The following is a 26,942-nucleotide window of genomic DNA, read 5'->3' as shown; positions in this document are numbered from 1 at the left end:
TGATGTTAAAAGTTAAAGCTTTTTTTTCGAATACTGAGCGATTATACCTCATTGGTTTATCTGCAATTGCTGTTGGCTTATCACTTTCTAAACCATTAATTAGTATTGGTCAATTAATTTTAGGATTAGCGTGGATTTTAGAGGGAAATTACTCGCAACGAATCAAAGCTTTTTTTACCAATAAAACCGCTTTATTTTTAATTCTATTTTTTGCCATTTCGGTTGTTGGGTTAATAAACACCTCTAACTTTAGCTATGCATTTACCGATGTAAAAAGAAAGTTTCCATTCTTTGTTTTACCATTTGTTTTGTTTGGTTTTAAGTTAAAACAAGAACAACTAAAGCTAGTATTTAAGCTTTACCTCGCAGGTATTCTTGCCGCTAGTTTTTGGAGCATATTTGTAAAACTTGGTGGCTTAGGTATTACCATTGTCGACGATAGGGATTTATCTCGATTCAATTCGCACATTCGTTTTGGTTTAGAAATTTGCATTGCCATTTTTGGTTTGGGTTATTATTTTTTTAACGAGCACAACTTAAAAACCAAAATCATCATCACCTTATTGGGCTTGTGGTTACTTGCCTTTATGTTTATTCTTCATCTTTATACAGGGCTGTTGGTTTTTGGGGCTACTTCACTTATTTTAATGTTTGTTTATGGGTTTAAGGTAGCTGATTTTAAATTTAAATTTTTGCTTTTCCTCACTCCTCTATTTATTGTTGGAGGAGCTGTTTGGTACATCAACAAAAGTGTAAATCAGTATTACAATCAAAACCAACCTTTAGAGGAAAAACGATACTCACCTTATGGCGAAATATACAATCACAACTTAACAAACGACGATAAAGAAAATGGTTATTACGTTTATAGAAATAATGCCGATGAAGAATTAGAATACGCTTGGAATAAGGTGAGTAAAATCCATTATCGAGGTAAAGATTTAAAAGGACAACCTATTTCTAGTACTGTAATTCGATTTATTACTTCTAAAGGAGAGTATAAAAACCACAAAGCAGTAATGAATTTAACGCCAAAAGAAATTGAAGCAATTGAGCGTGGCACAACCAATGTAAATATGCTAACTAGCAATGCTTTTGAGCGAAGAATAACCAGTACCATTTGGGAGTTCGATAACTACAAAAGAGGTAGAGATTACAACGGACACTCAACTGTAATGCGTTGGGTTTACTGGAAAACGGCCTACAACATTTTTAAAGAACATTTTTGGACTGGTGTTGGTACTGGCGACATTCAAGATGCGTTTAATGAGCAATACGAAAAAGAAAACTCTCCACTTATAGAAAAATATAGATTGAGAGCACACAATCAGTTTATCACAGCATTTACTACTTACGGAATAATTGGAGGCATCCTTTTTATTGTTTTTCTATTGTATCCGTTGTTTGGCTTAAGCTTAAAAAATCATTTTGTGTATTTAGCTTTTATCCTCATTATGCTACTCTCCATGATAACCGAAGATACCTTAGATACACAAGTTGGAATAACCTTATTTGTGTTTTTTAATACGCTGTTGATTTACAACCATAAACAAATTTAATGCTTCAAATTTCTGCCAATTATATTTTTCCTGGAAACTCCACTCCTATTAAAAATGGGGTTGTTGTGTTAGATGATAAAAATATTGTTTTAGAAGTATTAGACCCAAAAACAACACCAATTAATTGGGAAAATGTGAGAATATATGAAGGCATAGTTTGCCCTGGTTTTGTAAATACGCACTGCCATTTAGAGCTTTCATACCTTAAAGGAAAAGTAAAAGAACAAACCAAGTTACACGGTTTTATAAAAGACATTATTTCAATTAGAGAATCTTTTTCTGATGATGTTCGTTTGGAAGCCATAACTGCAGCAGAACAAGAAATGAAACAAAATGGAATTGTTGCTGTTGGCGACATTTCTAATGGAACTTCAACGTTTAAACTGAAAGCAACAGAAAACTTGTATTATCACACTTTTGTGGAAGTTTTTGGTTCAGACCCAAGTATTGCAAATGATGCTTTTAACCATGCGAAACGTGTTTACGACACTTATTTTGACAAAAAAAAAGCATCCATTACTCCCCATGCTACATATTCAGTTTCTGATAAATTGACTCAACTGGTTAACCAACATTGCAAAGAAAACAATAGTTTGGTAAGTATTCATAACCAAGAAACCGAAAGTGAAAATCATTTTTACCAACATGGCAAAGGAGACTTATTTGATTTTTTGAATATTAGAGAAAAATTAAAAGGTGAGTTTGTTCCAACACAACAAAACGCATTACCTTCTTTTCTAGGTAAATATGAAAATTTACGAAAAACGTTGTTAGTTCATAACACCTTTACCAATAAACAAGACATTGCTTGGGCAAATAATTTTTCTAAAAACATTTATTGGGCTTTTTGCCCTAATGCCAACCTTTACATCGAAAACCGACAACCCAGTTACAATTTATTTTTAAACGAAAAATGTACCATTGGTACCGATAGTTTAGCGAGTAATTGGAGTTTATCCATTTTAGATGAGCTGAAAACAATTTCTAGAAATTCACCTGAAATACCTTTACAAACTTTAATCAAATGGGCAACTATAAATGGTGCTGATTTTTTAGGAATTAACCATCAGTTTGGTTCAATTAAAAAAGGCAAAAAACCTGGCTTAAATTTAATTTCAACCATTGATTTAAAATCGCTCAAATTACTTGATAATTCAACGATTAAAGTGATTGCTTAGCCCAACTATTTCGTAATTTTGTGGCAAACTAAATCCAACTCACATGAACATCAAAATCATCATTGTTTCATTATTTCTAATTTTGACTACTACTGCTTTTTCTCAAGATAAAAATGCAGAAAAAATTACAGCTTTAACTGCTCAAATAGCCAGTTATAATACCTCTAAAACTGAATTAATGGCAGAAAATGAAACATTAAAACCAGAGATTGAAGCGTTGAAAATTGAATTGAACAAAACTAAAAAAGAAGCTTACTCCACTCAAAAAGATATTTCAGAAAAAAACGAAGAGTTGATTAGTAAAATTGAAGACGAAAAACAAACCACCAAACTTTCGAAAAAACGCGATAAATTGGTAAAAAAGAATCAAAAACAACAAAAAAAGGTAGATAATTACGCAAAAAAGCTAAAAAAGAAAGAAACTCAACTTTCTAAAAACATGAAAAAAATAGTGGCTTACGATAAAAAAATGGAGAAGAACAAAAAGAAGATTGCTAAACTATCTGCTCAATAAAGCCTCAGCAACAATCAAATCTATAGGAGAGGTAATTTTAATGTTTTCGGTGTTTCCTTGAACTAATTCAATCGAATGTCCTAATTTTTCAACTACCGAAGCATCGTCGTTAAAGGTTTCGTCAAAATCTTGCTCGTAAGCTTTTAGTAAAAGCTCCGATTTAAAACATTGTGGCGTTTGTACATTTTTGTAGCAACTACGCGCAACTGCTTTATTGGTTTGTTCTTGTTTAGATACAAACCTCAACGAATCTACCACATCAACCACAGGAATAGCTGAGCCAGATTTTTCTGCCTGTGCAAAACAGTTAGTAATGGTTGTTGCACTTACCAATGGACGAACTCCATCGTGAACAGCCACAATACCATTTTGTTTTACTAAAGCCAACGCATTTTTTACCGAATGAAATCGGGTTTTACCACCAGCAACTATTTGGTGCGGAATTTTTGTAAACCCGTATTTATAACAAAGCTCTTCCCAAAAATCGATTTGATTTTCGGGAAGAGCCAGTATAATTTTTGTTTGAGGAAAAGTTTGATAAAACTTTTCGATGGTATGCATTAAAATAGGTTTGCCAGCTAATTCGAGGAACTGTTTTGGAAGTTGCTCTCCCATTCGTTCACCTTTTCCTCCGGCAACTATTATTGCATATTTATGCATTTGCTAGTTCTTCTTCGCTAAAAAACTCATCAGCATCAGCGGTAAATGTGTTGCCATTTGGCTCATCGTCATCATTATCGTTGTTGCTGTTGTTGTACGAATCTCTTTTTTCGTAAGAACCACCTTCTGTTTTGGTTCTTCCTATTGAGCGAATGTAAGCGTTTAACATTCGGTGTATTTTTTCTACAAATTCCAACAATTCATCCGCTTCAGGAGCTTGAATCATTTCTCTTTCTTTTGCCTTTAATAACCAACCTTTAGTTTTTAAAAGATATCCTCTAGAAATGTAGCAGTAGTGTTTTTTATCTTTAAAATTGTAACGGCCATAACCCGCAGCAATGTTCGCTGAAATAGCGTCTGAATCTTTAACAAATGATTCACCTACGGTATCTTTATTAAATCCTTCCCACTGATTTACAATATTCCAAATTTTAGCTTCAAAGTCAAGACATTCTTGGTATAATTTTAAGTCTTCTAATTTCATTTTTTGATAAGTGTTATTGTTATTATATTAAAGTATAAGCATGGCATCACCATACGTGTAAAAACGATATTTTTCTTTTACTGCCTCTTTATAAGCTTTCATTACTAAATCGTAACCACCAAACGCACAAGTCATCATTAACAATGTAGATAAAGGAGTGTGGAAATTCGTAATCATGCAATTTGCAATACTAAAATCGTAAGGAGGAAATATAAATTTGTTGGTCCAGCCATCGTAAGGTTTTAATTCTCCATCGGTTGAAACAGAAGATTCTATTGATCTCATTGATGTAGTACCAACTGCACAAATTCTAGCTTTACGTGCTTTTGCGGCATTAACTTGGTCGGCACATTTTTGAGTGATATGGATTTCTTCCGAATCCATTTTATGTTTGGTTAAATCTTCAACCTCTACTGTTCTAAAAGTTCCTAAACCTACGTGTAACGTTAATTTTGCAAAATCAACTCCTTTAATTTCTAACCGTTTTAAAAGGTGTTTACTAAAGTGTAATCCAGCAGTTGGAGCGGCTACAGCTCCTTCATTTTCAGCATAAACAGTTTGGTAACGTTCAGCATCTTCTGGCTCAACCTCTCTTTTAATGTATTTTGGTATTGGAGTTTCTCCCAATTTTTCAATAATGGCTTTAAATTCTTCGTGAGTACCATCAAATAAAAATCTTAATGTTCTCCCTCTAGATGTTGTGTTGTCGATAACCTCTGCAACTAAATCATCATCACCGAAATAAAGTTTATTACCAATTCTAATTTTACGTGCTGGGTCTACTAAAACGTCCCACAAATAATTTTCTCTGTTTAATTCTCTCAATAAAAACACCTCGATACGAGCTCCAGTTTTTTCTTTGTTACCATACATTCTAGCAGGAAAAACTTTAGTGTCGTTCATTATCATTAAATCACCCTCATCGAAATACTCGATTAGGTCTTTAAATAATCTGTGTTCTATTTGTCCAGTACTTCTGTGAAGCACCATTAATCTTGATTCATCACGTTCTGGAGATGGGTGTTCTGCAAGCAATTCTGCGGGTAAGTCAAATTTAAATTTTGATAATTTCATATTAAGGTTTTACTTGAAAAATAAGGCTGCAAATGTAATAATAACTAAAGAATTTACAAGGGTATTTTTATTTTAAATACTCAAGCATAAATTTCGCTGTACGTTCAGACGCACCAACACCACCAAGCTTTTGTTGCAGCTGTTGGTATTCGTCGAATATTTGATTGCGGTAGGTTGGAGTAATTAACTTTGTAAGTTCTTGTTTAAGATTGGTGGTAGTCAATTCTTTTTGAATCAATTCCTTTACCAATTCTTTGTCGGCTATTAAGTTAACCAACGATATGTAGTTTACTTTTATAACTGCTTTAGCAATTTGATAGGAGATAAAACTACCCTTATAACAAACAATTTGTGGCACCTTAAACAACGCTGTCTCTAAAGTTGCCGTTCCTGAAGTAACCAAAGCAGCTGTTGAGTGCTCGAGCAAGGCATAGGTTTTGTTTTCCAACAACGATACCTGTTTCGATAAGTAATTTTGGTAAAATTCAGCATCTTGCGATGGTGCTCCTGCAACTACAAATTGGTAATCGGGAAAATAGTTAACTATCGACAACATAATGGGAAGCATAGTGTGTATTTCTTGCTTTCTGCTGCCAGGTAATAAGGCTATAATAGGCTTTTGTGGTAAATTGTTTTGTTTACAAAAATCTTCAAACGAACTAACTGCTCTATTTTCAATAGCATCTAATAAAGGGTGACCAACAAAATCAACATCTACATCAAAACGAGCATAAAAATCTTTTTCGAAAGGTAAAATCACAAACATTTTATCCACGTATCGTTTAATTTTGTGTACCCGATTTTGTTTCCAAGCCCAAATTTGTGGAGAAATGTAATAAAACACTTTTATCCCATTAATTTTTGCCCAAGTAGCAATTTTTAAATTGAAGCCTGGATAATCTACCAAGATGAGTACATCTGGTTTATACTCCAACACATCTTTTTTACAAAATGCTAGGTTTCTTAAAATAATTTTGATGTTTAATAAAACCTCAACAAAACCCATAAAAGCTAGGTCGCGATAATGTTTAGCTAAAACTGCTCCTTGTTTTTGCATTAAATCGCCACCCCAACATCTAAAATCCGCAGTTGTGTCACGTTTTTTTAGTTCTTTAATGAGGTTTGACGCATGTAAATCGCCTGATGCTTCTCCTGCTATAATGTAATATTTCATTTATGGATTAGGCGTAATTCGTTTATAAAAAAATATACATGTACCACAAATAGATTATTCCGTATAGTATTGTTGCCCATATTACCCCCTTTGCCGATTGGTCTTTTTTTAACCAAAAAAACAAAAAGAAAACCCCTAAATTAAAAAATAAGGCACCTTTTAAATTATCTATTACAGGACTAAAAAATGGATTTTTTACGATGTAAAAAAAATCCATGTTCGTTGTTATTTTTAGTATCAAAACCATGGCTATTAAGGGAACAACTATTCCCAAAAATATACCAATTGAAATGTGATTAAACTCTTTTAGGGCTTTAAGCATGTTCTAAATGTTTTATTTTATTCATAACCAAATAATTGGTAAAATCGTGTTCAACTGGCACTATAGAAACGTAGTTGTTTTGCAAAGCCCACTCGTCAGTATCTTCATTGTTATCGTAAACTACAAATTTACCTGTTAACCAATAATAGCTTTTTCCATTTGGGTCGGTTCTTTCATCAAAATCCTCTTCCCAATTACCATTTGCTTGTTTACAAACTTTTATCCCTCTAATTAAGTCGTAACTTACATTTGGAATATTCACGTTTAAACAAATGGCCTCATATTTTTGAGTTAACACATCTTTAATTACTTTATCCACAACCATTTTTGATGCCGTAAAGTCGGCTTCAATAGCATGGTTACAAAGTGAAAATCCTATGGAGGAGATGCCTTCCATTGCTCCTTCAATGGCAGCCGACATAGTGCCTGAATAAATCACATTAATAGAAGAATTAGCCCCATGATTGATGCCTGAGACAATTAAATCGGGCCTACGTTTTAACAACTTGCTTACACCCATTTTTACACAATCTACTGGTGTGCCACTACAAGCGTAATAATTAATTCCTTCTTTTTCCCAATGGTTTATGCGTAGCGCGGTGTTTAACGAAACAGCATGTCCCATCCCGCTTTGAGGTTTGTCGGGTGCAACAACTACCACTTCACCATAATTTTTTGCAACCTCAATTAAGGCTGTTATTCCTGGTGCAGTAATGCCGTCGTCGTTTACAACTAATATTAATGGTTTTTCCAAAATAAATGTTTTAATGCAAATTTAGTTTTTATACGCTTGTTATTATAATTTTTAAAGCAGACTTCTCATTCATCCATTTTTTGGTGTCTAAAAATTGGTTAACCACATAGAAACATAGATTGTTATAGCAATAAAAGGTAGCATCAGTTTACATAGTTCTCCCGATAAATCGGGAGAAAACTATTGTTTTTCTATTTGATTCGTCAATTTCCTACTTTGTAAACTATGTTTCTATGTGGTTAACTATTTTAAATGATATTGACTTGTATCATAGTAAAACTGAATTAAGCTAATTATATTTGAAGTCAAATAATTTTAACATGAAAAACCTACTAGTACCAACCGATTTCTCTGAATATTCTAATTCAGCATTAGAATATGCGATTTACATTGCCAAAATTAGAAAAAGTACCATTCATATCCTGTCAATAGTTTTATCAAACCACAACGGAGAATTTGAAAAAGCTGAGGCTAAAATAAGTGCCTTAAAAAAAGACCCTAAACTTACTGGTATTGCTGTCGAAACTTATGTAAAGTTAGATGGTGTTATTTGTGATAAAATTTTAGAATGTGCTGAAGAAATTAAAGCCGATTTAATTTTAATGGGTTCTCATGGCTCATCAACTATTGCTGAAATATTATTGGGTAGCAACACAGAAAAAGTAGTTCGTAAATCGAATTTTAACGTGATGACCATTAAACATAGTATGATTAAGGAGGAGATTAAAACCATTGCTTTTGCTTCTGATTTTTCTCGTGAATCGAATCAAATTTTTGGTACCATTAGAGATATTGCTGATAAATTTAATGCCAACATACATTTGCTTAAAATAAATACTCCCACCCATTTTGAGCCCACTCGTGTTTCGATGGAAAAAATTAACAAGTTTATAAAAAACGAAAATTTATCGCCACTTAACGGCGACAAATTCAAAATAGCCTTATACTCTGATAGTACTGAAGAGTTAGGCGTTTTAAACTATTGTATTGAAAACGAAATTGACATTATTGCCTTAGGTATTCATAACAAAACCAGCATGTGGAAACTGTTGCACGAGAGTACTTCACAAAATTTAGTTAGTCACTCGTTTAGGCCTGTATTAACTATTCCTATACCTGAGTAAGAGTTAAGGATTAATCCACCAACTCCCCTTTGTGAGGCTTGAGTTTATCTCTAAAAAAAATCATGTCTGGTTGGTTAACAATTAAATAAGCCGACCAAAATATCTCATTTTGATAATCAACGCCAGTAATTAAATCACTAAAATTATTGGCTTCTAAAAATTCTCTAATGTGTATTTCGTGGTGCTTGGCAGTTCCTTCAGCATCAGGACCACTAAAGTTCCAAATCAATTTTACTTGTTGCATAAATTAAGGCTGTTGAAAATTAGGGTTGTTTACAAAACTACTATCTGAAAGCGACAATAAAAAAGCTTTTAACGATGCTTTATCACTAGCTGTTAATTGCACTCCTCCTTGTCCGATGTATTTTAATAATGGAGATATTGTTGGTGAGTTTTGTAAGCCTTCGCTATAATGATTAATTACTTCATCTAAAGTCGCAAACCTACCATCGTGCATATAAGGGGCAGTATACGCTAAATTTCGGAGCGATGGTGTTTTAAACTTACCATTATCGGCAGCATTTCCTGTAACCGAACCTAAACCATTATCGCTAAAAGTAGCATCTAAACCATTGTTGTGAAAAAGATTGTCAGTCCATAAAGGATTAGCAGCATTGCCATGACAATGAAAACAATCTCCTCGAGTTTCAGTCATAAACACATTAAACCCGTCTATTTCTTGTGGGGTTAAAGATATCTGCCCATTTAAATATTGGTCGAACCTCGAATTTCCTGAAATTAATGTTCGTTCAAATTGAGCTATAGCTTTTACTACAAGGTTGGAATCAATAATATTGGTTTTAAAAGCAGCCATAAATAAACTAGGGTATGTTAAATCATTTTGTAGTGAGGCAACTGCGTTTTGCCAAGTATTGTGCATTTCTATAGGGTTAACAACAGGGCCTAAAGCTTGAGCTTCAATACTGTTTGCTCTACCATCCCAAAAAAACTTGTTATTCCAATTCCAAGCCATATTAAACAAAGGCATTGCGCTTCTGTTACCTTGTAAACCATCAATACCTGTACTAAAAGCTGAATTCTCAGCAAAAGCTAATTGAGGCGAATGGCAACTTGCACAAGACTGCGTTCCGTTACCCGATAAAATAGGGTCAAAAAACAATTTTCTTCCTAAAGCAATTCCTTCAACAGTTAATGGATTATCAACAGGAATTACTGGAGGATTAATATACTGCGCAAATAGTGAAGGGATAATGAGTTGGTATGGTGTGGGGTTTGAAGTTATCGGTACAGGGTTGCTAACCACTTCTTTATTCGGCTCTTTAACACAAGCCGAAACTAAAACAGCTAATGTAAATAAAACTATATGTGTTCTATTATTATTCATAATAATAAGCCTAAGGTTGTAATTAATTACAACCTTAGGTTATTTAATTTATTGCACAACAATTCCCAAACTAAACACATCTTTTCCAATGGTGTTCATTAATTTTTGGGCAGTATAATTCATCATTAAATTACTGTGATATTGATTTAAATCCCAATTTGATGGATTTTTATACCACTCCGAAATGTCCATTTTAATTTGAATGGTAGCGTTATTTGTGATGGTTATTGCTCCCAAATCGGCTTTAAAATAGTTTTGTTCAGCCATGCTCATCATCATGTTATAAGCCATTCCCATATGGTAAGCATAAGTAGAATCGTTTCCTTGCTCTCTATATTTTCCTTCCATTTGCATGAAGTGGTAACCACCTCCAATCATTGCTGGCCAATTCCAACTTGCAGAATTTAAATCTGGATAAGCATTCGAAACATTATCAGTGCTATCAAAACCAAAAATAAACGATATACCTGTATAACTATCAAAAGGTATATTTGACGCTGCCGATGGCGAGTAGGTTAATGTTGCATTATCAGATAAATCAACCAATTGATACCCTTCAATCATAATACTATCTCCGTTTGATTTATACAATCTAATGTCAGAAATTAAATACCTAAGCTTTGTTATACTCAAGGTATCATCATTAGCATTAACATAATTAAACAGATTAAAATCGGCAGAAGTTACTGCTGTTCCAGCAAAATGATGTGCAAATGTAAAAGTTAAACTCCCCGCAGTTGCCGTTGGTGTAACTGGTACTTTATAAACACACGTTCCGTTGTCTTTTTCTGCATTTGGGTCGTAATTTTCAGCTGAAGGATCAGTACAACCTTCTTTTTTTGAACACGATGACAATACTACCGCTCCTACTAGAGCTGTTAGTATAAATAATTTTGTTGTTTTCATTGTTAGATTTAAGTTTATATAAAGTTAATTAAAAATAATATGTTATTTGTGTAATAATCCTTTCTTTATTGGAAGGTTGATTACCAAAAAGATTTTGATATACAGGTCGATAATAGGTAAAATCAATTGCTAAATTTTTTATAAACCAATTTACGCCAGCATTCATAAACGCCGATTCTCCGCCAGTATTCATAACGTCTTTTTTATTGTCCTTATCGTACATGCTTACTTCATAATTTATACCTGAATGGGGCATAAATTTTATATTCTTAGTCACATCAAAAAGATAAAAAAGAGATGAATTAAAATTGTATCGATTGGCAAAACGAAAGTTGTTTTTGTTTTCAGTAAAAACCTTGTAACTCGCATTAGTGTTAAGTCCAAAGCCATTATATTTCAACAAATACTCCATCAAAAAAAGATAATTAAAACTACCTGTTCCTGCTTGCAGATGTTCATCTAGCTCCATCAGTGGTTTTCCAATAATTGTGCTTGGTGTAAAACTGGTTTCATAACCCTTAACCGATTGTTTATTAAAACTACCTGTTGGAAGTTCTACGCCTAGCCCTATTGTTAACCGATGCAAAAATTTGTTTTTTGCTAAGCTATCGGTGCTTATTTTGGTGTTGATAATTCGATAATTAGTAATCACGTTTAAATCGCCAAAACCCGAAATATTATCAATTATACTATCATTGTGATAAACATAATTATCGGAAAACGAATTGGTAATCAATACGTTTAATTTTTTACCGAAAAACACATTCAATACCAAATCAACACTGTTGTATTGCTCTGTATATAAATAATTGTTAGTAGTTGATGTTTCTTCGTTTAAATGATTAATTGAATAGTTATTATTTGTTTGTAGCCTCGCGCTAGAATTTGTCGAAATTGTTTTAGACGATATTTTAGAAACACGTTCCTCAAACAATCGATACCGGTATCTTAAACCAAACGAGCTTTTAAAGTCTTGTGGTTGAATACCAATATAAACACTACATAAATCGCATGCAAAAGTTACACTACTAATCATTATAAACAAGAACAGCAAACCATATTTTTTGTTCATTGTTTTAAATTATAATTGTTATTAAAAAATAATAGCAATTACACTTTTGGAGGAGGTAAACTTATATCGAACGATTGTTCTATAATTGAATAAGAAGCTAAAAAATAATTGGTTTTAATATCTTGTTCGAAAGTTTTTAAATCATTTTTTACTTGTTGAATAAGAGGCTTAATTTCAAGGTTATATTGCAAACTAGTTCCCGAAAATGGATTTTCTTCGTTTTTGGTATCAACCTTAACCAACTCTTTGGCTAAATGACATTTACCATTACAAGCCAACTTAGGTTTTTCCTTGTTAACGCAAAACATTTCAATTATTTCTGCTTGATTAACGAAATAATGAACCGTAAGGATAGACTTAAAGTTTATTGAAAAAACAAACAACAAAGCCACCAAAATTGAGGATATTTGAAAACTAATTCTCACACACCAAAGGTATAATTAATTTAAATCAAAGCAAGACCGTTTTAATAAATAAATGAACAACAAACTTATTGTCATACTAGGTCCAACAGCTACTGGAAAAACAACTTTAGCAGCGAATTTAGCGCATAGTATTTCGGGCGAAGTAATTAGTGCCGATTCGCGACAAGTGTACAGAGGTATGGATATTGGTACAGGTAAGGATTTGGATGATTTTGAAGTAAACGGAGTAAAAATCCCATATCATTTAATTGATATTGTTGATGCTGGAGCTGAATACAATGTGTTTGAATACCAAAAAGATTTTTTAAAAGCTTACGAAACCGTTTTAAAAAACAACAATACACCCATTTTATGCGGTGGTTCTGGTCTGTATATTGATGCAGTGGTTAAGGGTTATCGGTTTTTAGAAGTTCCTGAAAACACCAAATTAAGAACGGAATTGGAACAAAAATCCATTGAGGAGTTGAATAACATGTTGTCGGATTACAAAACCATACACAACACCACCGACAGCATTTACAAAAAACGAATTATCAGAGCCATTGAGGTAGCCAAATTTCAAACCGAAAACGATGCGTTGATAAGAGATTTTCCTAAAATTGAACACCTTATTTTTGGAATTGATTTTGACCGAGCCATCATTAAAAAACGAATTACCGAGCGGTTAAAACACCGATTGGAACACGAAGGAATGATTGAAGAAGTAAAAACATTAATTGCCAATGGTGTTGACCCCGAAAAATTGAAATTTTACGGATTGGAGTACAAACTCATCACACAACATTTGCAAGATGAATTGTCGTATAACGACATGTTTCAGAAATTAAATTCAGCCATACATCAGTTTGCTAAACGCCAAATGACTTGGTATAGAAAAATGGAAAAAGATGGTTTTACCATCAACTGGATAGACGGGAATTTACCGCTCGAAGAAAAAATAAATTTTATTGCAAAATTCTTAGATTAACACCCTCTTTTCCGTCATTCTGGTCAATGTCATCCTGAACTTGACGAAGGATTGACCCGTAATCTTGTTTTAACAAATTTACCACATAGACACATAGCTTCTATAGTTAAAACGCTCCGAAATTAACTCAGAAAAGCATCACAATAGTTTTATCCCGATAAATCGATATATATCGTCATTGCGTGCTTGACCCGCAATCTTATTAAAACCTTATTTACTATTTTAGATTGCGGGTCAAGCCCGCAATGACGACTCAATTATTAGTTAGTTTTCATTACATTTGAAAGACGAAAATCAATGTAACTTTTGAACTCAACCAACAACAATTTCACGGTTTACAACTCATCGGCTGGCTCGGGCAAGACTTTTACTTTAGTTAAGGAGTATTTAAAAATCGGGTTAAAAACCAACGATGCAGCAGCGTACAAACGTATTTTAGCTATAACGTTTACCAATAAAGCAGCATCAGAAATGAAAGAGCGGGTTATTTCTGCCTTGCAAGCTTTATCAGGAAAAAAACCATTGGAAGGGACTCCGAAACATTTGTTAGTGGAGTTGATGAAACCATTAAATGATGGTGGATTGGCTTTAAGCGAGCAAGAAATAAAACTACGAAGTGGCGCTGTTTTAAGCTCTATTTTACACAACTACAACGATTTTGGCATCAGCACCATTGATAAATTTACCACTAAAATTATCCGAACATTTGCCTTAGACCTAAAACTTCCGCTCAATTTTGGCATAGAAATTAACGAAGACGAAGTGCTCAAAAATGCTATCGACATGTTGATTGCAGAAGTGGGTAAAAACGAGAAAATAACCAAGCTTTTATTGGATTACAGCAAACAAAAAGCCGACGACGAAAAAAGCTGGAACATTGAAAGCGATTTAATAAAATTTGCTAAAAACTTGATTAAAGACGGTGGAGAATCGCACCTCGAAAAAATTCGAGATTTGAGCATCGACGATTTCGAAAAAATAAAAACCGATTTAATTGTTGAAATCAATGCTTTTGAAAAAGCCGTAAAAGAAATGGCAAAAAATGCCTTAGATTTTATCAAATCGACAGGGATTGAACCAAAAAGTTTTAGTGGAAGTAATTTTTACAATTATTGGGAATATTTAAGAATATTAAAGTCGTTTACCCCAAATGCTACGGTTCAAAAAATTGTTGCAGGCGAAAAAAATTGGTATGCACAGTCCGTTCCTCAACCACAAAAAGACTTGATTGATACACATGAAGCAAAACTAATCGAACTCTTTAACCAATCGAGAGTATATATTGAGAAGGATTATGGCTCGTACGTTTTAAAAACCTTGTTGCTCAAAAACATTTACCAAATTGCGGTAATCAACGAAATTGAAAAAACCATTTTGGAATTTAAAGCCGACAACAACATTTTAAACTTGTCGGATTTCAACAAGCAAATCGCCAAAATAATTCTTACCGAATCCATTCCTTTTATTTATGAGCGTTTGGGCGAAAAATACCAACATTATTTAATTGATGAGTTTCAAGATACTTCAACCATACAATGGCAAAACATTATCCCGCTAATTGAAAACTCGCTGGCAAACGGGCATTACAACATGATTGTTGGCGATGCTAAACAAGCCATTTACCGTTTTAGAGGTGGCGAAGTAGAGCAAATCATCAAACTGCCTTACGTTTACAATCACAAAAACAATCAGTTATTGTTGGAGCGTGAAGCTACCTTGATACGAAACCATAAAAACGAAGACTTGAACGACAATTACCGTTCAAAAGCCGAAGTGGTTGATTTCAACAACAAATTTTTTAATTCCATTTCAAGCAATTTATCCGAAAAATTCAACCCCATTTATGCCAATTTAAACCAAGGGTTTAAACCCGAAAATACTGGTGGTGGAGTTGCCATTTCGTTTTTAGACCCCGATGATGATGAAATTACATTTACCGAAATCAAAAAAATAATCGACACCTCGTTAAACGATGGTTACCAATTAAGCGATATTGCAATTCTTACACGAAGCAACAATAGGGCTTCGGAAGTAGCTTCTTTTCTGTTGGAAAACAACATTCAGGTTATTTCATCAGAAAGTTTGTTGCTGAACAACTCTAATGAAGTGAAGTTTTTGTTGAGTTTATTCAACTATATTGCTACTCCAAAAGACCCTGCTCATCATTTATACGCCATCAATTATTTAATCCATACACGTTTTGTTGGCGAGCAAAATGTGGATTTTATTCAACACAAAGACCAAGATTATTTGGCCGATTTTTTAGCCTCACATCAATTGTCGCTGGAAGTTTCTAATGCTACCACGTTTTCGTTGTACGAACTTACCGAGCACTTTATTCAACATTTTGGGTTGGACAAAGAAATCAACATTTTTGTACAGTTTTTCTTGGATAAAGTGCATGAATATGCTTCTAAAAAAGACAATTCCATTGTCAATTTTATTGATTGGTGGAACAGCAAAAGCAGCAAGTTTTCGGTAATTATTCCTGAAGGTATCAATGCTGTTCAGGTAATGACCATACACAAATCGAAAGGTTTGGAATTTCCTGTGGTCATTTTTCCGTTTGCGAGCACTACTGGAAAAGATAAAAACGAAGATTATTTGTGGACGGAAGAACCCATTGCTAAAGGATTGGATGCTTCCATCATCAATTTAAACGCATCGCTTTTAGACACCGTTTTAAAAGACGATTACGAGAACGAAAAAGCAAAATCGATATTGGACACCATCAACTTGCTTTATGTGGTATTAACCCGCCCAAAAGACCGCATGTATGTGTTGAGCGAAGTAGATAAACCCAACAAAGATGGTAATTACAAAAACTACTTTTTTGAATATTGTTTAACTCAACCCGATGCTGCCGTAAATGAAAATGAGTTTCGTTTTGGTTTGTTCTCCACTAAAAAAATCGTAACAGAGCAACAGCATAAATCGGCTAACGAGGTATTAACCGAAATAAGCTACAACCCTTGGCGAAATAAAATTGACATCAGTTACCAAGCGCCTAAATTTTGGGATGTAGAAAACCCCGAAACATCTGCCGATTATGGTAATTTAATACACCAATTGCTTTCGGAAATAAAACAATTGAGCGATTTAGAAAGCACCATTGACCGCTTTATAAACCGTGGTTTGTTTGACGAGAACAACAAACTAAGCATTTTAGCCGAGTTGCATGAATTGATAAAATTGCCCAAAGTAGAAAGCTTTTTTACTGCATTTGATGAACTAAAAACCGAAACAACCATTTTGTTGCCCTCAGGCGAATCGTACCAACCCGATAGAGTAGTGATAAAAAACAACAACACCATAATTGTGGATTACAAAACGGGTAAAAAAGAGAAAAAACACAAACAACAATTAGAAAATTACAAGATTTTACTCGCCGAAATGGGCTACACCAACATTGAAAGTTACTTGTTGTACATCAAAGACAAGGAGTTGGTTTTGGTGTAAAAAAGCCCACCCCCAACCCTCCCTAAGGGAGGGAGACTTAACCAAATATATTCTTCACATCATTCCTGCTCAGGCAGGAATCTATTAACCTTCCTTCAATTTGCAATTATTTTTAATACATTTGGTAGATAAGAATTAAGATAATCAGACCTATCTGCCCAAAATGGGTGAATTGGGATGGTTTTGTCAGACCTATAAACAAGTTAGTGGCAACTTTATGAAACGACACATATTAATCATATTGACAATTTTTGTTTCAGGTTGTTGTTCTTACGACAAAAAGGACTTGGAATTTAATGACAAAGAATTAGCTCATTTCACCGACTATAATATCGGAGACACAATCTATTTTCAAAGTAATTTAGGCGACATAGACACCATTACGATAGTAGGCTTTGGGACTGAACGTAATGAAAATTGCGGTGGGTTCATGGCACCACGACCAGTGAATGGTAAATGGGTTCAAATAAAACACTTGCCAGTCGACAGGTGGTTCGGTACATCTCAAGACATGACGACTGGAGGGAAAATAGATACTGTTTATCAAGAACTCTTTTGGATTTCAAAACATCCGACAGAAAAGGAAGTTGATTTTGCTATTAGTTTCAAGGACTTTCATTCAAACTTTGACACTATTATTGGGGAATTTCATACGGACACAATTAAAGTAAATGACTTGAATGTATCAAACTATTACATCGTAAAACATGGCTATCCTGAAAGAATAACTGAACCAAAAAATATTGAAACAATTTACTGGACAGACAAATTCGGACTAACAGCTTATAGAACTAAAGACGGGGAAACATGGACAAAGAAAAGCAGCCACTAACAGCACCTACAAGAAATTGGCGGCTCAGTGCTTCGTATGACAGTTTTGTGGTTATACAAACATTCGTTCTTCGTATGAACATTTGTGGTGAAAATCGCCACCTTCGCTAAGCCCGAAACCGTTAACAACAAATATTAAAAAAATGAAAAAAAACACCTTAATTATTTTAGCCATTGCAACATCGTTTTGTTTTGGTTTTGCATTAAACAACATCATTACCAAACAAGATGATGACCAAACCAACTTAAAAAGAGTTACAGGTATTGGTGGTATCTTTTTTAAATGTAAAGAGCCTGCAAAAATGCGAGAATGGTATCAAAAACACTTAGGGTTAAACACCAACCAATATGGGGCAGTGTTTGAGTGGTTTCAAGGTGCCGATTCTACCAAAAAAGGTTTTTCGCAATGGAGTCCGTTTAATGAAAAAACGAAATATTTTGAGCCTTCCACCAAGGAGTTTATGATAAATTACCGCGTTGAAAATTTAACTGCTCTTGTGGAAGAATTAAAAAAAGAAGGAGTTACCATTACCGATACCATTGAAACGTACGACTACGGGAAATTTGTACACATTATGGACATTGAAGGCAACAAAATAGAATTGTGGGAGCCCAACGACTTGGTTTATGAAGAAATGGGCATACAGCTTGGAAGTAAAACAACAAAGTAACCCGTAAGTAATGTAGTTAAGTTGAAAAGTGTAACTGGAACAATTCTTGTGTGTTGTTTTTAAAATCAGCTTACACCATGAAATTAACATTTTCCTTGTTTTTACTCATTTTCTCGACGGTTTTATTGGCTCAAACTGTTGCTAATATTGGCAATAAAAAAAGCATTTATGTATATAACAATCAACAAGATACCATTTATTTAAGTAAAATAAATATCGGTAACTTTTGTAATTGTGATTTAAAAATTACCGACAGCGTTCAAATTGATGGTATTGGAGCTAAAGAATTAGTGTTTTTTAGAAGTTGTTCTGGAAGTATAAACGAGCATGGTGGTACATTCGACATTGATGAGAATACTCAAATATCAAAATATGAAATTTGGAATTTGGACACAAAAGAAATGCTTTTTGAAGCAGTAACATCCTACCAATCGAATTACAATCGATTTCTTGCTTATGGAGACCCAAAACATGTAAAAGGTTTTGAATTTAGTTCCTGCGGTTTCAAAATTGATAGAACTGGTTCAATAACAATAAGCAATGTAAAATCAGATGCAAAGGCTCATACCTATGAATGGAAAACGGTTAAAAAAAAGGGTAAAACCGAAACGATAGTAGAGGAAGTACCATATACAAATCTCATTAACCACTGTCCAAAAGAAGGAACGCATGTTTTTGTAAACGGAAAGTATGTTCTTGAGTAAAAAGGAAGTCTCTAGCCCAACACCATTCGATACCCTACTCCGCGTATGTTTACAATTTTTAAGTTAGGGTCGTCTTCCAGTTTTTTACGCAGTTTCGAAATAAATACATCCAATGTTCTTCCCAAGTAATCGCCTTCATCGTCCCATACTATCTGCAAAATTTCTTCACGTTTTACCGTTTCGTTTACATTAGAAAAAAGCAACTCCAACAAACTGGCTTCTTTACTCGAAAGTTCTTCGCTTTTGTCTTTATACATCAATTTCATTCCGTTTTTATCAAATTGATATTCACCTATTTGAATCCAACTGGGATGAACAACAATTGCTTTTTTTCTTTTTAACCAAAATACGAAAAACCCTAAAACGATAACTCCAAAAGCGATTAAGTAACCAAACAAAAAATCGGTACTTGTTTTATTTTCTTGTGCAGTAACAGGCACAAACTTAATTCCATCATCCAACAGCGTAAAATAAACGGTATAACAATCTTTTGGTAATGGTCGCGATTTACAAGGAATGATACTGTTGTCTTGTTTACTGCTTATTTCAAAACTATGTACCACTTCGTGAGTCGAGCAGTTTTCTGTTTCAATAATAAAACTGCTGAGCATGTTTGTTTTTTCGGCAACTATGGTAGCCGCTAAAGAAAGTGCTTCTGGTTCAAACGAAAGTTCATTTTCAAATTGAATCACATACCTTCCTTCAATGTTTTTGATGGGCATTACGCGAGATGTGCTGTCGCCAATTTGGAGCAAAAATTCATCTCCTATCATTCGGACCACTACATCGATATGTTGGGCATACAAACCCTTTTCAGCCCAATTAAACGACAATAGCGTTATTGCCAAAATAAAACTTCCTAAATATGTGCCGAGCCTTTTTAATGCCATACTACAAAACTACTCGATTCTATTAAGTAAATTATTGCAATTGCATTAAATTACCGTCATTTTACATTAATTTACATTAATTAAACTAGCTAACTTTAATACCGAAGTACTTTTATCGAACAAACAAAAAACTATATATATGAACAAAACATTAGTAAGTACTTTCTTAATCATCTTATTTGGATGTACAAATGCAGAAAGTCAGCAAACAGGAGAACCCACCAACAACAAACAGGAAACCGCACACCATTATGGTGGCTGGTATTGTCCTGATAACTTGAATGGATTCCCGGCAGTAGATATAAAAAATTGGAAAAATGTGCCTGTGGTTAGTGGAAGACTCCCAACTGAAACAGAAACTAGAAATGGTACATCGTTGATTTATGTTGATGTAAAAGAACATCCAACAGCTAAAGCCATGAACATGGAGCTACCTAAATTGGCAACATTTTACAATCAATACAGTAAAAAAGACGAAGTTATCATTGTGATACAAGCAATAGAAGTAGGGAATGACTCAATTGTAGGGTTCAGGTATTTGAATGGTGGTAACGGAAGCGCACATTTTAAAGAGGTAACGTTTATAACTGAAAATGAAGTATCCAATATTTCTAATGCTCAATTTATAAGTTTTAACATCTCCATCGATGCTTCTGACGATAAAGTATGGGAAGTAATGACCGACGAAAAATTTACAACAGCATTACAGCCTATTTTCGACAAGAACAATACGTTAAGTAAGGATTGGAGAAAAACATCTAACGTTAATTATTATTACGCCAACAATAATGACATGACTGGTAAGTATGGTGAAAAGTTGTTTGGAAACTTTTACATACAAAATGATTACTTGATTAATGATGTTTCTTATGTAGAGAAATTTCTACTTTTAAGAAATGAAGAAACTAAGCAAACTGAATTAAAGATAGTTTGTGGTCCGTTTAACCAAGATTTTGAAGCACAAAAAGCAATTTTAAACCAATGGGCAGAAAAAATAAAAACCCTGAGCGAAAAATAAGCTATAACACTAAATAAAAAAGCCTCTCAATTTTTGAGAGGCTTTTTTTATAAAACTATTTTCTTTATTAAAATGGTAAATCATCTTCTTCGTCAGATGGAGCATCTTCAATAGATGGAGCAAATTGTGGTTCAGCGTTATTTCCTGCATTTGCAGTAGCACCAGAAATTCTCCAAGCATCTAAATTGTGGTACCATTTACCGTTAAATTCTCTTGATGACACATTGAAAGAAACCTCCACTTCTTGTCCTGGTCCAAAGTTTCTTAACATGTTAATTTTATCTTCGCCAAATAAGCTAAAACAAATTTCTGGGTTAAATTGATCGCCTGAATCAATTACAAATCCTTGCTTTTTCCATTCTTTACCAGCCTTACTTGTTCCTGTTTCAATGTCTAAAACTTTTGTTATTTTTCCTTTAATTGATAAACTCATAATCTCTATATTTTTTACTTTTAAACAAACTTAATAAACCTCGTTATTTAATTAACGAAATAAATATTAAAACTTATAAACAGTTTGTGGAGGTTATAGGTTAATCCCAAAAACAAAGTTGGCAAGCAAATAGAATATTGCTGTTACTATTACAACTCCCAACAAGTTAAATAAAATACCTGCTCGAACCATTTCTCGTATTGGCACCCTACCAGAACCAAAAATAATGGCTTGTGTTGGCGATGCAACAGGCATCATAAAAGCACAACTTGCAGATAAGGTTGCTGGTATCATCAATACTCTTGGGTCGACACCCAATACCACGCTTGCCTTTGCCAAAATGGGCAACACTAAATTGGTTGTAGCTGTGTTTGATGTAAATTCGGTTAACATCGTTAACACCAAACAAACTATTACTATCAATACAATTGGTGAATCAATGGTTACATGGTTAAACGCATTACCAATTACAGTTGACAGCCCTGAATTATCGAAACCACCTGCCAATGCAAAACCACCACCAAACAAGAGTAAAATTCCCCATGGCAAGGTTTTTACATGATCCCATGTCAACATCATTTCATTTTTTCGGTCTTTTGAGGGTATCATAAACAACAAAACTGCCGTACCAATTGCAACCGCTGAATCGTTAACCATTGGTAAGTTAAAAATGGTTCGCCAGCCTCTAATAGTATAATTTTCGGCAATGGTCAAATCAGAACCCGTTAACCACAACAATACGGCTATGCCAAAAACAATTCCTGCCACCCATTCGTCCTGTCGCATTTTACCCAACTGTTTCAATTCGTCTTTAATAATGCCTTTGTTTTCGAACAATTTAAATGCTGGTATTCTAAAAATCACTTTAGTCATGAGCAGCCAACCCGTAAAAATAAAAATGATGGAAATGGGCAACCCCATTAACATCCACTCGGCAAAACCTACCGCAGGTAAATCGGGGAAAAGAGAATGGTACATTTCTACAAAAACCATGTTGGGTGGCGTTCCTACCAAAGTAGCCATACCCCCAATATCTGCAGCATAAGCAATACCTAACAACAAACTCAACCCCAATTTTTTAAGCAATTTTTTATCCTTAATTGTTTCTGCTGTTTTATCAATGATAGAAATGGCTATAGGCATCATTACCATTACCGATGCGGTGTTAGATATCCACATGCTTAAAAAAGCGGTAGCAATCATAAATCCCAACACCAATCGAACTGGGTTTGTACCTATTATTTTTACCGTATTCAAAGCCAATCGCTTATGTAAATTCGACACTTGTACGGCTTGAGCAAGAATTAAACCTCCTAAAAACAAAAAGATAATGTCCTTACCATAAAACAAGGCTGTTTCTTTCGAATCGGCTATTTCAAACAAAGGAAATAAGATGAGCGGAAGCAATGAAGTTATTGGAATTGGAATAATTTCAAACACCCAAAACATTGCCATAATTACCACAATAGCAGCCATAATTGGCGCTTGTGGGTTTTCGTTAGGAACCAAAAAATAAACAACAATAGCCAATAGTATTGAAAGAACTCCCAAAATGGCTTTTTTGCTATGTTGGTGCTTAAGCATTAGTGAATTTCTTTATTGATTTGATGCTCTAACTCTTCTAAACTTAAATTGTAATAAATTTCTCCTTTTTTACTCACCGATATTTTGCCTGTTTCTTCAGAAATGATAATTGCCATGGCTTGAGTAGATTCGGTAATACCAGCTGCGGCTCGGTGTCTCAACCCAAAATGCGAAGGGAAATCTAAGTTTTCGGAAACGGGCAAAATACAACTTGCCGCTTTTATCAAATTCTCCTGTATAATAACTCCACCATCGTGCAAAGGGCTATTTTTAAAGAAGATGTTTTCCAACAAAGAGGAAGAAATTTTCGCATTGATTTTTTCTCCAGAATCAATAAATAATTTTAATTCGGTATTGAAATCAAGAACAATTAAAGCCCCAGTTTTATTTTTTGATAAGCGTTTACACGCTTCAATAATTGGCGTAATCTTTAGCTTTTCGTGTTCATTTACTTTCGTTTGAAGCAAATTAAAAAATGTTCCTTTTTTGGAGTTAAACAGCCTATTGTTTCCTATCATCAATAAAAATCGTCGTATTTCTTGCTGAAAAACAATAATCAACGCCAACATTCCTAAACTGATAAATTTGCCCAAAATTTCGGTTAACAACTGCATTTTAAATACCTCAGCAAATTTCCAAAACAAGTAAATAGCCAAAACCCCTAAAAATATTTTAATGGCAACGGTTCCCTTTACCAACTTATACAATTGATACATGATGATAGATACCAAGAGGATATCCAACGCATCGAGCCAGCGTAATTGTAAAAACAATAGCGTATCATTCAAAACCATAAATCAAATGTAGTGTTTTATAGAAATTATTGACCTATAAAGCATTACAAAAATTATTAATTCAGCATCAAATGTTGTGTATTGATAAAATTGATTCTATTTTTGTTAGGCTAACTTTAACCATTACTATGCGAAACCTATTCATTGTTGTTTTATTTCTAATTGCTACCACCTTGTTTTCTCAAGAAATTACTAGCAAAATTGCTAGTGAAAACTTTAATCAAGGCGATTTTAATTTAGCTCTAAAAAACTATTTAGAACTTGCTAAGCAAGAACCAGAAAATGTAAAATACAATTACCGTATTGGTGTTTGTTATTTAAACACCAACATTGATAAAGCCAAAGCGGTTAGTTATTTAGAAAAAGCATTAAAATCGGAAGAGGCTGACCCAAACACAGGATATTTACTGGGAAGAGCATATCACTTTGCCTATCGTTTTAACGACGCTATTAAAATGTATGAGCAATTCAAATCTGCCAATAAAGGTAATCCTGAAAACTTGTTGGATGTAGAAAAACAAATTGAATATTGTTACAATGCTATCGAATTAATGAAATTCCCGCTGGATGTTTCTTTTAAAAATTTGGGTGCCAACATCAATTCAAAATACAAAGACTATTATCCATTTGTTGCTAAAGATGAGAGTTTTTTGATATTCAACTCTAAACGAGACGACGGCAGCTCAAAACAACCAGATGGAACTTTTACCTCTGAAGTTTATTTTTCGAAAACAAAAAACGGAGAGTTGGGTAAAGTGCGTAAACTTGATCAAAACATAAATACCTTAACGGGTAATGAAGAAATTGTTGGAATGTCGCCTGATGGAGATTATTTGATTTTCTATTTTGAAAACGAAAAAAACTTTGGTGATTTATTTATTGCCGAGTTTGAAAACGAAGAAGTTAAAAACCTTCAAAAACTACCTAAAAGCATCAATTCAAAACATCACGAAATTGCAGCATCCATTTCTAAAAATGGTGATGCTATTTACTTTGCAAGCGATAGAGATGGTGGTTTTGGAGGAGTTGATTTATACATTTCGTTAAAATTACCAAACGGCGAATGGGGTCCTGCTCAAAACTTAGGTCCATCAATCAATACTCCTTTTGATGAAGATTTCCCTAACATTACCGCCGATGGAAAATCATTGTTTTTTAGTTCTAAAGGGCACACCAGTATGGGTGGTTATGACATTTTTAAAGCCTCTTGGGATAATGTAAAACGCATTTGGACTGACATTAAAAATGTTGGTTTTCCTATCAACACGCCAGAAGACAATACCAATTTTAGAGAATCAGAATCTGGTAGAACGGGTTATATTTCAGCTTTAAGAGCTGAAGGTATGGGTAATTACGATATTTATGCCGTTACGTTTAACGAAGTTGAACCTGAATACACTGTAATTAAAGGGTTTGTAACAACACAAGACACATCAAATATTATAAAAGACGTATTTATCTCGGTATTGGATTTACAAACCGACGAACTTTATGGCTCGTATTTAACCAACCCAATTAGCGGTCGTTACATCATTATTTTACCTCCTGGCAGGTATAATATTTTGGTTGAAGTTCCAGGTTATAAAATGTATAGCGAAGATGTTGAAATACTAGGCAAAAGTGATTTTAGAGGTTCGATTAAAAAAGACATTATTTTAAAACAAGATTAATCTTGTTTTAAAACCAATTGCCCTTTTATCCCTAGCCCATATTTTAAATGTTGATTCAAAAAATGAGTCGAATCAGTGGTAATTTCTGCACTGTTTATATATCCCGAATTTTCTAATTTTTTCAATTCAATTACTGGGGTGTTTTTATTTGATTGAATATAATTCATTCGCTCATCTACCGATTTGCTGTAGGTATAATGTACAGTGAAAAACACCACATTAAACCCTACAAGAAGCAATACCATCAACCCTAAAATTGGTTTAAAATTAATGTTAGATTCCTTATTTGCATTTCCAAACAAAAACATAAACCGAACAAGTGCTAAACTACCCAATAAACTTGAAGTAATCGTTGACCTATCGGGAGCCAAACCACCTAGAGCATAAATAACAATAAACTGATTAAACACAACAACAAAAGCAATAAACAACCCTGTTTTTATTAACTCTTGTTTTAAACTAAACTTAGTGCTAAAATTTGTAGTTGTAGTTGCCCCTAAAACGTAAAATGGAAAAGCAAATACAATAGCTGGCAAAATGGTTTTATATCCATCTAAAATTAAATACTTTATTGAACCATACCCAACATATAGCATTAAATCTACAAATGGTAAATTGGGAGTTAATCCGTCTCTAAAAGCAGTGCCTGGGCTAGAAATATAAATTCCAAAAGAGAAAGTTATTGTTACCAACGTTACAATAATTTTCGTCTTCTTTTTAATAAAGAAAAATGATACAAAAAGCAATAAAATAACCATTAACGCTAAAACCTCATTTGATCCTCCTATATATAGCGCACAAAAAACCATAATAAGGTAATCGAATATATGAGGAACGTTTTTTAAAAATGAATTTAAACCCCACAAAAAGAAAATACAACTCCACAAATAAGCTAAAGAAGCTGAAATCCAAAACCAAGACTGACTCGTAGTGTGTGTAAAAAAAAAGAATACACCAATAAAAATCATAGTATACGTTGCAACAGTAACTTTTGAATAATTAACATTAAGTCTAAAACGCATTTGATTTAAAACACTATAAATGCTAAAAAACAACATTAGAAAACTCAAAACACCAATAGCAAACAGAAAGTAACTATATACGTTAAACTGCATAAAAAAGAGAATCACAAAATACAGTGTCCAACGACCCGTCCATGATAAATAAAGCTTTTGATAGATATCAAAAAATGAATGGTTTTTAATTTCTCCTATACAAAAATAATCGTCAGCAGAAAATCGATTAAACCAAGCGGTAATCAACAAAAAAACCAACATCAATAGCCCTTGTAAAATAATTAGATGTGATGTTTTTATTTTCATTGAATGGA

27 protein-coding genes are annotated in these 26,942 nt (G+C 33.7%); 11 read left to right on the top strand and 16 right to left on the bottom strand.

The window, feature by feature from the left end; genetic code table 11:
* Positions 1-2 precede the first annotated feature (2 nt).
* The 3 genes from H6589_12165 to H6589_12155 are packed head-to-tail and all read left to right on the top strand — an operon-like array spanning position 3 to position 3,251.
* Positions 3-1,559 carry an O-antigen ligase family protein gene (locus tag H6589_12165; protein ID MCB9175356.1) on the top strand — a complete coding sequence of 519 codons (1,557 nt, stop codon included), beginning with the start codon at positions 3-5 and terminating at the stop codon, positions 1,557-1,559.
* A complete protein-coding gene (locus H6589_12160; protein MCB9175355.1) occupies positions 1,559-2,737 on the top strand; it encodes an amidohydrolase family protein in 1,179 nt (392 codons plus the stop codon). Before H6589_12165 ends, H6589_12160 begins: the two co-directional genes overlap by 1 nt.
* A gap of 43 nt (positions 2,738-2,780) precedes the next feature.
* Positions 2,781-3,251, top strand: a complete 471-nt coding sequence (locus H6589_12155) for a hypothetical protein (protein ID MCB9175354.1) — start codon at positions 2,781-2,783, stop codon at positions 3,249-3,251.
* Here H6589_12155 and H6589_12150 read toward each other — a convergent pair.
* The 6 genes from H6589_12150 to surE all read right to left on the bottom strand — a co-directional run bounded on the left by H6589_12150 (position 3,237) and on the right by surE (position 7,719).
* On the bottom strand, positions 3,237-3,911 hold the full coding sequence (locus H6589_12150) for a 2-C-methyl-D-erythritol 4-phosphate cytidylyltransferase (protein MCB9175353.1): 675 nt from the start codon (positions 3,909-3,911) through the stop codon (positions 3,237-3,239). The genes H6589_12155 and H6589_12150 overlap by 15 nt on opposite strands.
* Positions 3,904-4,395, bottom strand: a complete 492-nt coding sequence (locus H6589_12145) for a four helix bundle protein (protein ID MCB9175352.1) — start codon at positions 4,393-4,395, stop codon at positions 3,904-3,906. Before H6589_12145 ends, H6589_12150 begins: the two co-directional genes overlap by 8 nt.
* 27 nt (positions 4,396-4,422) lie before the next feature.
* Positions 4,423-5,469 carry a tRNA preQ1(34) S-adenosylmethionine ribosyltransferase-isomerase QueA gene (gene queA / locus H6589_12140; protein MCB9175351.1) on the bottom strand — a complete coding sequence of 349 codons (1,047 nt, stop codon included), beginning with the start codon at positions 5,467-5,469 and terminating at the stop codon, positions 4,423-4,425.
* A 67-nt stretch (positions 5,470-5,536) separates the two neighbouring features.
* Positions 5,537-6,643: a lipid-A-disaccharide synthase gene (lpxB, locus tag H6589_12135; GenBank protein MCB9175350.1), complete on the bottom strand. Its 1,107-nt coding sequence runs from the start codon at positions 6,641-6,643 to the stop codon at positions 5,537-5,539.
* Positions 6,644-6,665: 22 nt separating this feature from the next.
* Positions 6,666-6,965 (bottom strand): hypothetical protein, encoded by a 300-nt coding sequence (locus H6589_12130; GenBank protein ID MCB9175349.1) that lies wholly within the window; start codon positions 6,963-6,965, stop codon positions 6,666-6,668.
* Positions 6,958-7,719, bottom strand: coding sequence for a 5'/3'-nucleotidase SurE (gene surE, locus H6589_12125; GenBank protein ID MCB9175348.1), 762 nt, complete (start codon positions 7,717-7,719; stop codon positions 6,958-6,960). The genes H6589_12130 and surE overlap by 8 nt, the downstream gene beginning before the upstream one ends.
* A 320-nt stretch (positions 7,720-8,039) precedes the next feature.
* Here surE and H6589_12120 point away from each other — a divergent pair, with 320 nt between their 5' ends.
* Positions 8,040-8,843 carry a universal stress protein gene (locus H6589_12120; GenBank protein MCB9175347.1) on the top strand — a complete coding sequence of 268 codons (804 nt, stop codon included), beginning with the start codon at positions 8,040-8,042 and terminating at the stop codon, positions 8,841-8,843.
* 10 nt (positions 8,844-8,853) lie between these two features.
* Here H6589_12120 and H6589_12115 read toward each other — a convergent pair whose 3' ends face one another.
* From H6589_12115 to H6589_12095, 5 genes are read right to left on the bottom strand one after another with little or no spacing between them, the layout of a single operon-like run.
* Positions 8,854-9,072 (bottom strand): hypothetical protein, encoded by a 219-nt coding sequence (locus tag H6589_12115; protein MCB9175346.1) that lies wholly within the window; start codon positions 9,070-9,072, stop codon positions 8,854-8,856.
* Positions 9,073-9,090: 18 nt separating this feature from the next.
* Complete coding sequence (locus H6589_12110) at positions 9,091-10,188, bottom strand: cytochrome-c peroxidase (GenBank protein MCB9175345.1); 1,098 nt, start codon at positions 10,186-10,188, stop codon at positions 9,091-9,093.
* Between the two features lie 48 nt (positions 10,189-10,236).
* Positions 10,237-11,094, bottom strand: a complete 858-nt coding sequence (locus H6589_12105) for a hypothetical protein (GenBank protein ID MCB9175344.1) — start codon at positions 11,092-11,094, stop codon at positions 10,237-10,239.
* A gap of 28 nt (positions 11,095-11,122) precedes the next feature.
* Positions 11,123-12,166 carry a hypothetical protein gene (locus H6589_12100; GenBank protein ID MCB9175343.1) on the bottom strand — a complete coding sequence of 348 codons (1,044 nt, stop codon included), beginning with the start codon at positions 12,164-12,166 and terminating at the stop codon, positions 11,123-11,125.
* 38 nt (positions 12,167-12,204) lie between these two features.
* Complete coding sequence (locus H6589_12095) at positions 12,205-12,591, bottom strand: hypothetical protein (GenBank protein ID MCB9175342.1); 387 nt, start codon at positions 12,589-12,591, stop codon at positions 12,205-12,207.
* Positions 12,592-12,643: 52 nt separating this feature from the next.
* Between H6589_12095 and miaA the strand changes: the two genes are divergently transcribed.
* The 5 genes from miaA (at position 12,644) to H6589_12070 (ending at position 19,223) form a co-directional block, all read left to right on the top strand.
* Entirely contained in the window at positions 12,644-13,558 is a 915-nt protein-coding gene (gene miaA / locus H6589_12090; protein ID MCB9175341.1) for a tRNA (adenosine(37)-N6)-dimethylallyltransferase MiaA, read from the top strand.
* Positions 13,559-13,864: 306 nt separating this feature from the next.
* Entirely contained in the window at positions 13,865-17,017 is a 3,153-nt protein-coding gene (locus H6589_12085; protein MCB9175340.1) for a UvrD-helicase domain-containing protein, read from the top strand.
* A gap of 217 nt (positions 17,018-17,234) precedes the next feature.
* On the top strand, positions 17,235-17,849 hold the full coding sequence (locus tag H6589_12080; protein ID MCB9175339.1) for a hypothetical protein: 615 nt from the start codon (positions 17,235-17,237) through the stop codon (positions 17,847-17,849).
* Between the two features lie 301 nt (positions 17,850-18,150).
* Positions 18,151-18,519 carry a VOC family protein gene (locus tag H6589_12075; GenBank protein MCB9175338.1) on the top strand — a complete coding sequence of 123 codons (369 nt, stop codon included), beginning with the start codon at positions 18,151-18,153 and terminating at the stop codon, positions 18,517-18,519.
* 77 nt (positions 18,520-18,596) lie between these two features.
* Positions 18,597-19,223: a hypothetical protein gene (locus H6589_12070; GenBank protein ID MCB9175337.1), complete on the top strand. Its 627-nt coding sequence runs from the start codon at positions 18,597-18,599 to the stop codon at positions 19,221-19,223.
* Positions 19,224-19,234: 11 nt separating this feature from the next.
* On the opposite strand, the gene H6589_12065 is transcribed toward H6589_12070, so the two are convergent.
* On the bottom strand, positions 19,235-20,113 hold the full coding sequence (locus H6589_12065) for a response regulator transcription factor (protein ID MCB9175336.1): 879 nt from the start codon (positions 20,111-20,113) through the stop codon (positions 19,235-19,237).
* A gap of 139 nt (positions 20,114-20,252) precedes the next feature.
* On the opposite strand from H6589_12065, the gene H6589_12060 reads away from it, so the two are divergent.
* A complete protein-coding gene (locus H6589_12060; GenBank protein ID MCB9175335.1) occupies positions 20,253-21,131 on the top strand; it encodes a hypothetical protein in 879 nt (292 codons plus the stop codon).
* 67 nt (positions 21,132-21,198) lie between these two features.
* Here the strand turns inward: H6589_12060 and H6589_12055 are convergent, their stop codons facing one another.
* The 3 genes from H6589_12055 to H6589_12045 form a co-directional block, all read right to left on the bottom strand.
* Positions 21,199-21,564, bottom strand: a complete 366-nt coding sequence (locus H6589_12055) for a DUF3127 domain-containing protein (protein MCB9175334.1) — start codon at positions 21,562-21,564, stop codon at positions 21,199-21,201.
* A gap of 93 nt (positions 21,565-21,657) precedes the next feature.
* Positions 21,658-23,148, bottom strand: a complete 1,491-nt coding sequence (locus H6589_12050) for a DASS family sodium-coupled anion symporter (protein MCB9175333.1) — start codon at positions 23,146-23,148, stop codon at positions 21,658-21,660.
* The gene (locus tag H6589_12045) at positions 23,148-23,942 is read right to left on the bottom strand and encodes a TIGR00159 family protein (GenBank protein MCB9175332.1); all 795 of its coding nucleotides are present in this window, start codon (positions 23,940-23,942) and stop codon (positions 23,148-23,150) included. Before H6589_12045 ends, H6589_12050 begins: the two co-directional genes overlap by 1 nt.
* Before the next feature lie 128 nt (positions 23,943-24,070).
* On the opposite strand from H6589_12045, the gene H6589_12040 reads away from it, so the two are divergent.
* Positions 24,071-25,612, top strand: a complete 1,542-nt coding sequence (locus H6589_12040; GenBank protein ID MCB9175331.1) for a PD40 domain-containing protein — start codon at positions 24,071-24,073, stop codon at positions 25,610-25,612.
* Here the strand turns inward: H6589_12040 and H6589_12035 are convergent.
* On the bottom strand, positions 25,609-26,934 hold the full coding sequence (locus H6589_12035; protein ID MCB9175330.1) for a hypothetical protein: 1,326 nt from the start codon (positions 26,932-26,934) through the stop codon (positions 25,609-25,611). The two genes, H6589_12040 and H6589_12035, sit on opposite strands and share 4 nt — an antisense overlap.
* Positions 26,935-26,942: the final 8 nt, after the last annotated feature.

This window comes from Flavobacteriales bacterium, assembly GCA_020635795.1.
GTDB lineage: Bacteria > Bacteroidota > Bacteroidia > Flavobacteriales_E > Vicingaceae > Vicingus.
The sequence above is the reverse complement of the archived record's forward strand: the minus strand, read 5'-3'. Positions and strand labels throughout refer to the sequence as shown.

Bases quoted from the DNA above. Each gene is read 5' to 3' on its own strand.
- H6589_12080 (MCB9175339.1), top strand. From the start codon at position 17,235: ATGAAACGACACATATTAATCATATTGACAATTTTTGTTTCAGGTTGT.
- H6589_12040 (MCB9175331.1), top strand. From the start codon at position 24,071: ATGCGAAACCTATTCATTGTTGTTTTATTTCTAATTGCTACCACCTTG.
- H6589_12050 (MCB9175333.1), bottom strand. From the start codon at position 23,148: ATGCTTAAGCACCAACATAGCAAAAAAGCCATTTTGGGAGTTCTTTCA.
- H6589_12065 (MCB9175336.1), bottom strand. From the start codon at position 20,113: ATGGCATTAAAAAGGCTCGGCACATATTTAGGAAGTTTTATTTTGGCA.
- H6589_12060 (MCB9175335.1), top strand. From the start codon at position 20,253: ATGAACAAAACATTAGTAAGTACTTTCTTAATCATCTTATTTGGATGT.
- H6589_12055 (MCB9175334.1), bottom strand. From the start codon at position 21,564: ATGAGTTTATCAATTAAAGGAAAAATAACAAAAGTTTTAGACATTGAA.
- H6589_12165 (MCB9175356.1), top strand. From the start codon at position 3: ATGTTAAAAGTTAAAGCTTTTTTTTCGAATACTGAGCGATTATACCTC.
- H6589_12130 (MCB9175349.1), bottom strand. From the start codon at position 6,965: ATGCTTAAAGCCCTAAAAGAGTTTAATCACATTTCAATTGGTATATTT.
- H6589_12110 (MCB9175345.1), bottom strand. From the start codon at position 10,188: ATGAATAATAATAGAACACATATAGTTTTATTTACATTAGCTGTTTTA.
- H6589_12035 (MCB9175330.1), bottom strand. From the start codon at position 26,934: ATGAAAATAAAAACATCACATCTAATTATTTTACAAGGGCTATTGATG.
- H6589_12070 (MCB9175337.1), top strand. From the start codon at position 18,597: ATGAAATTAACATTTTCCTTGTTTTTACTCATTTTCTCGACGGTTTTA.
- H6589_12155 (MCB9175354.1), top strand. From the start codon at position 2,781: ATGAACATCAAAATCATCATTGTTTCATTATTTCTAATTTTGACTACT.
- queA (MCB9175351.1), bottom strand. From the start codon at position 5,469: ATGAAATTATCAAAATTTAAATTTGACTTACCCGCAGAATTGCTTGCA.
- miaA (MCB9175341.1), top strand. From the start codon at position 12,644: ATGAACAACAAACTTATTGTCATACTAGGTCCAACAGCTACTGGAAAA.
- H6589_12160 (MCB9175355.1), top strand. From the start codon at position 1,559: ATGCTTCAAATTTCTGCCAATTATATTTTTCCTGGAAACTCCACTCCT.
- H6589_12150 (MCB9175353.1), bottom strand. From the start codon at position 3,911: ATGCATAAATATGCAATAATAGTTGCCGGAGGAAAAGGTGAACGAATG.
- H6589_12075 (MCB9175338.1), top strand. From the start codon at position 18,151: ATGCGAGAATGGTATCAAAAACACTTAGGGTTAAACACCAACCAATAT.
- H6589_12045 (MCB9175332.1), bottom strand. From the start codon at position 23,942: ATGGTTTTGAATGATACGCTATTGTTTTTACAATTACGCTGGCTCGAT.
- H6589_12145 (MCB9175352.1), bottom strand. From the start codon at position 4,395: ATGAAATTAGAAGACTTAAAATTATACCAAGAATGTCTTGACTTTGAA.
- H6589_12120 (MCB9175347.1), top strand. From the start codon at position 8,040: ATGAAAAACCTACTAGTACCAACCGATTTCTCTGAATATTCTAATTCA.
- H6589_12105 (MCB9175344.1), bottom strand. From the start codon at position 11,094: ATGAAAACAACAAAATTATTTATACTAACAGCTCTAGTAGGAGCGGTA.
- H6589_12100 (MCB9175343.1), bottom strand. From the start codon at position 12,166: ATGAACAAAAAATATGGTTTGCTGTTCTTGTTTATAATGATTAGTAGT.
- lpxB (MCB9175350.1), bottom strand. From the start codon at position 6,643: ATGAAATATTACATTATAGCAGGAGAAGCATCAGGCGATTTACATGCG.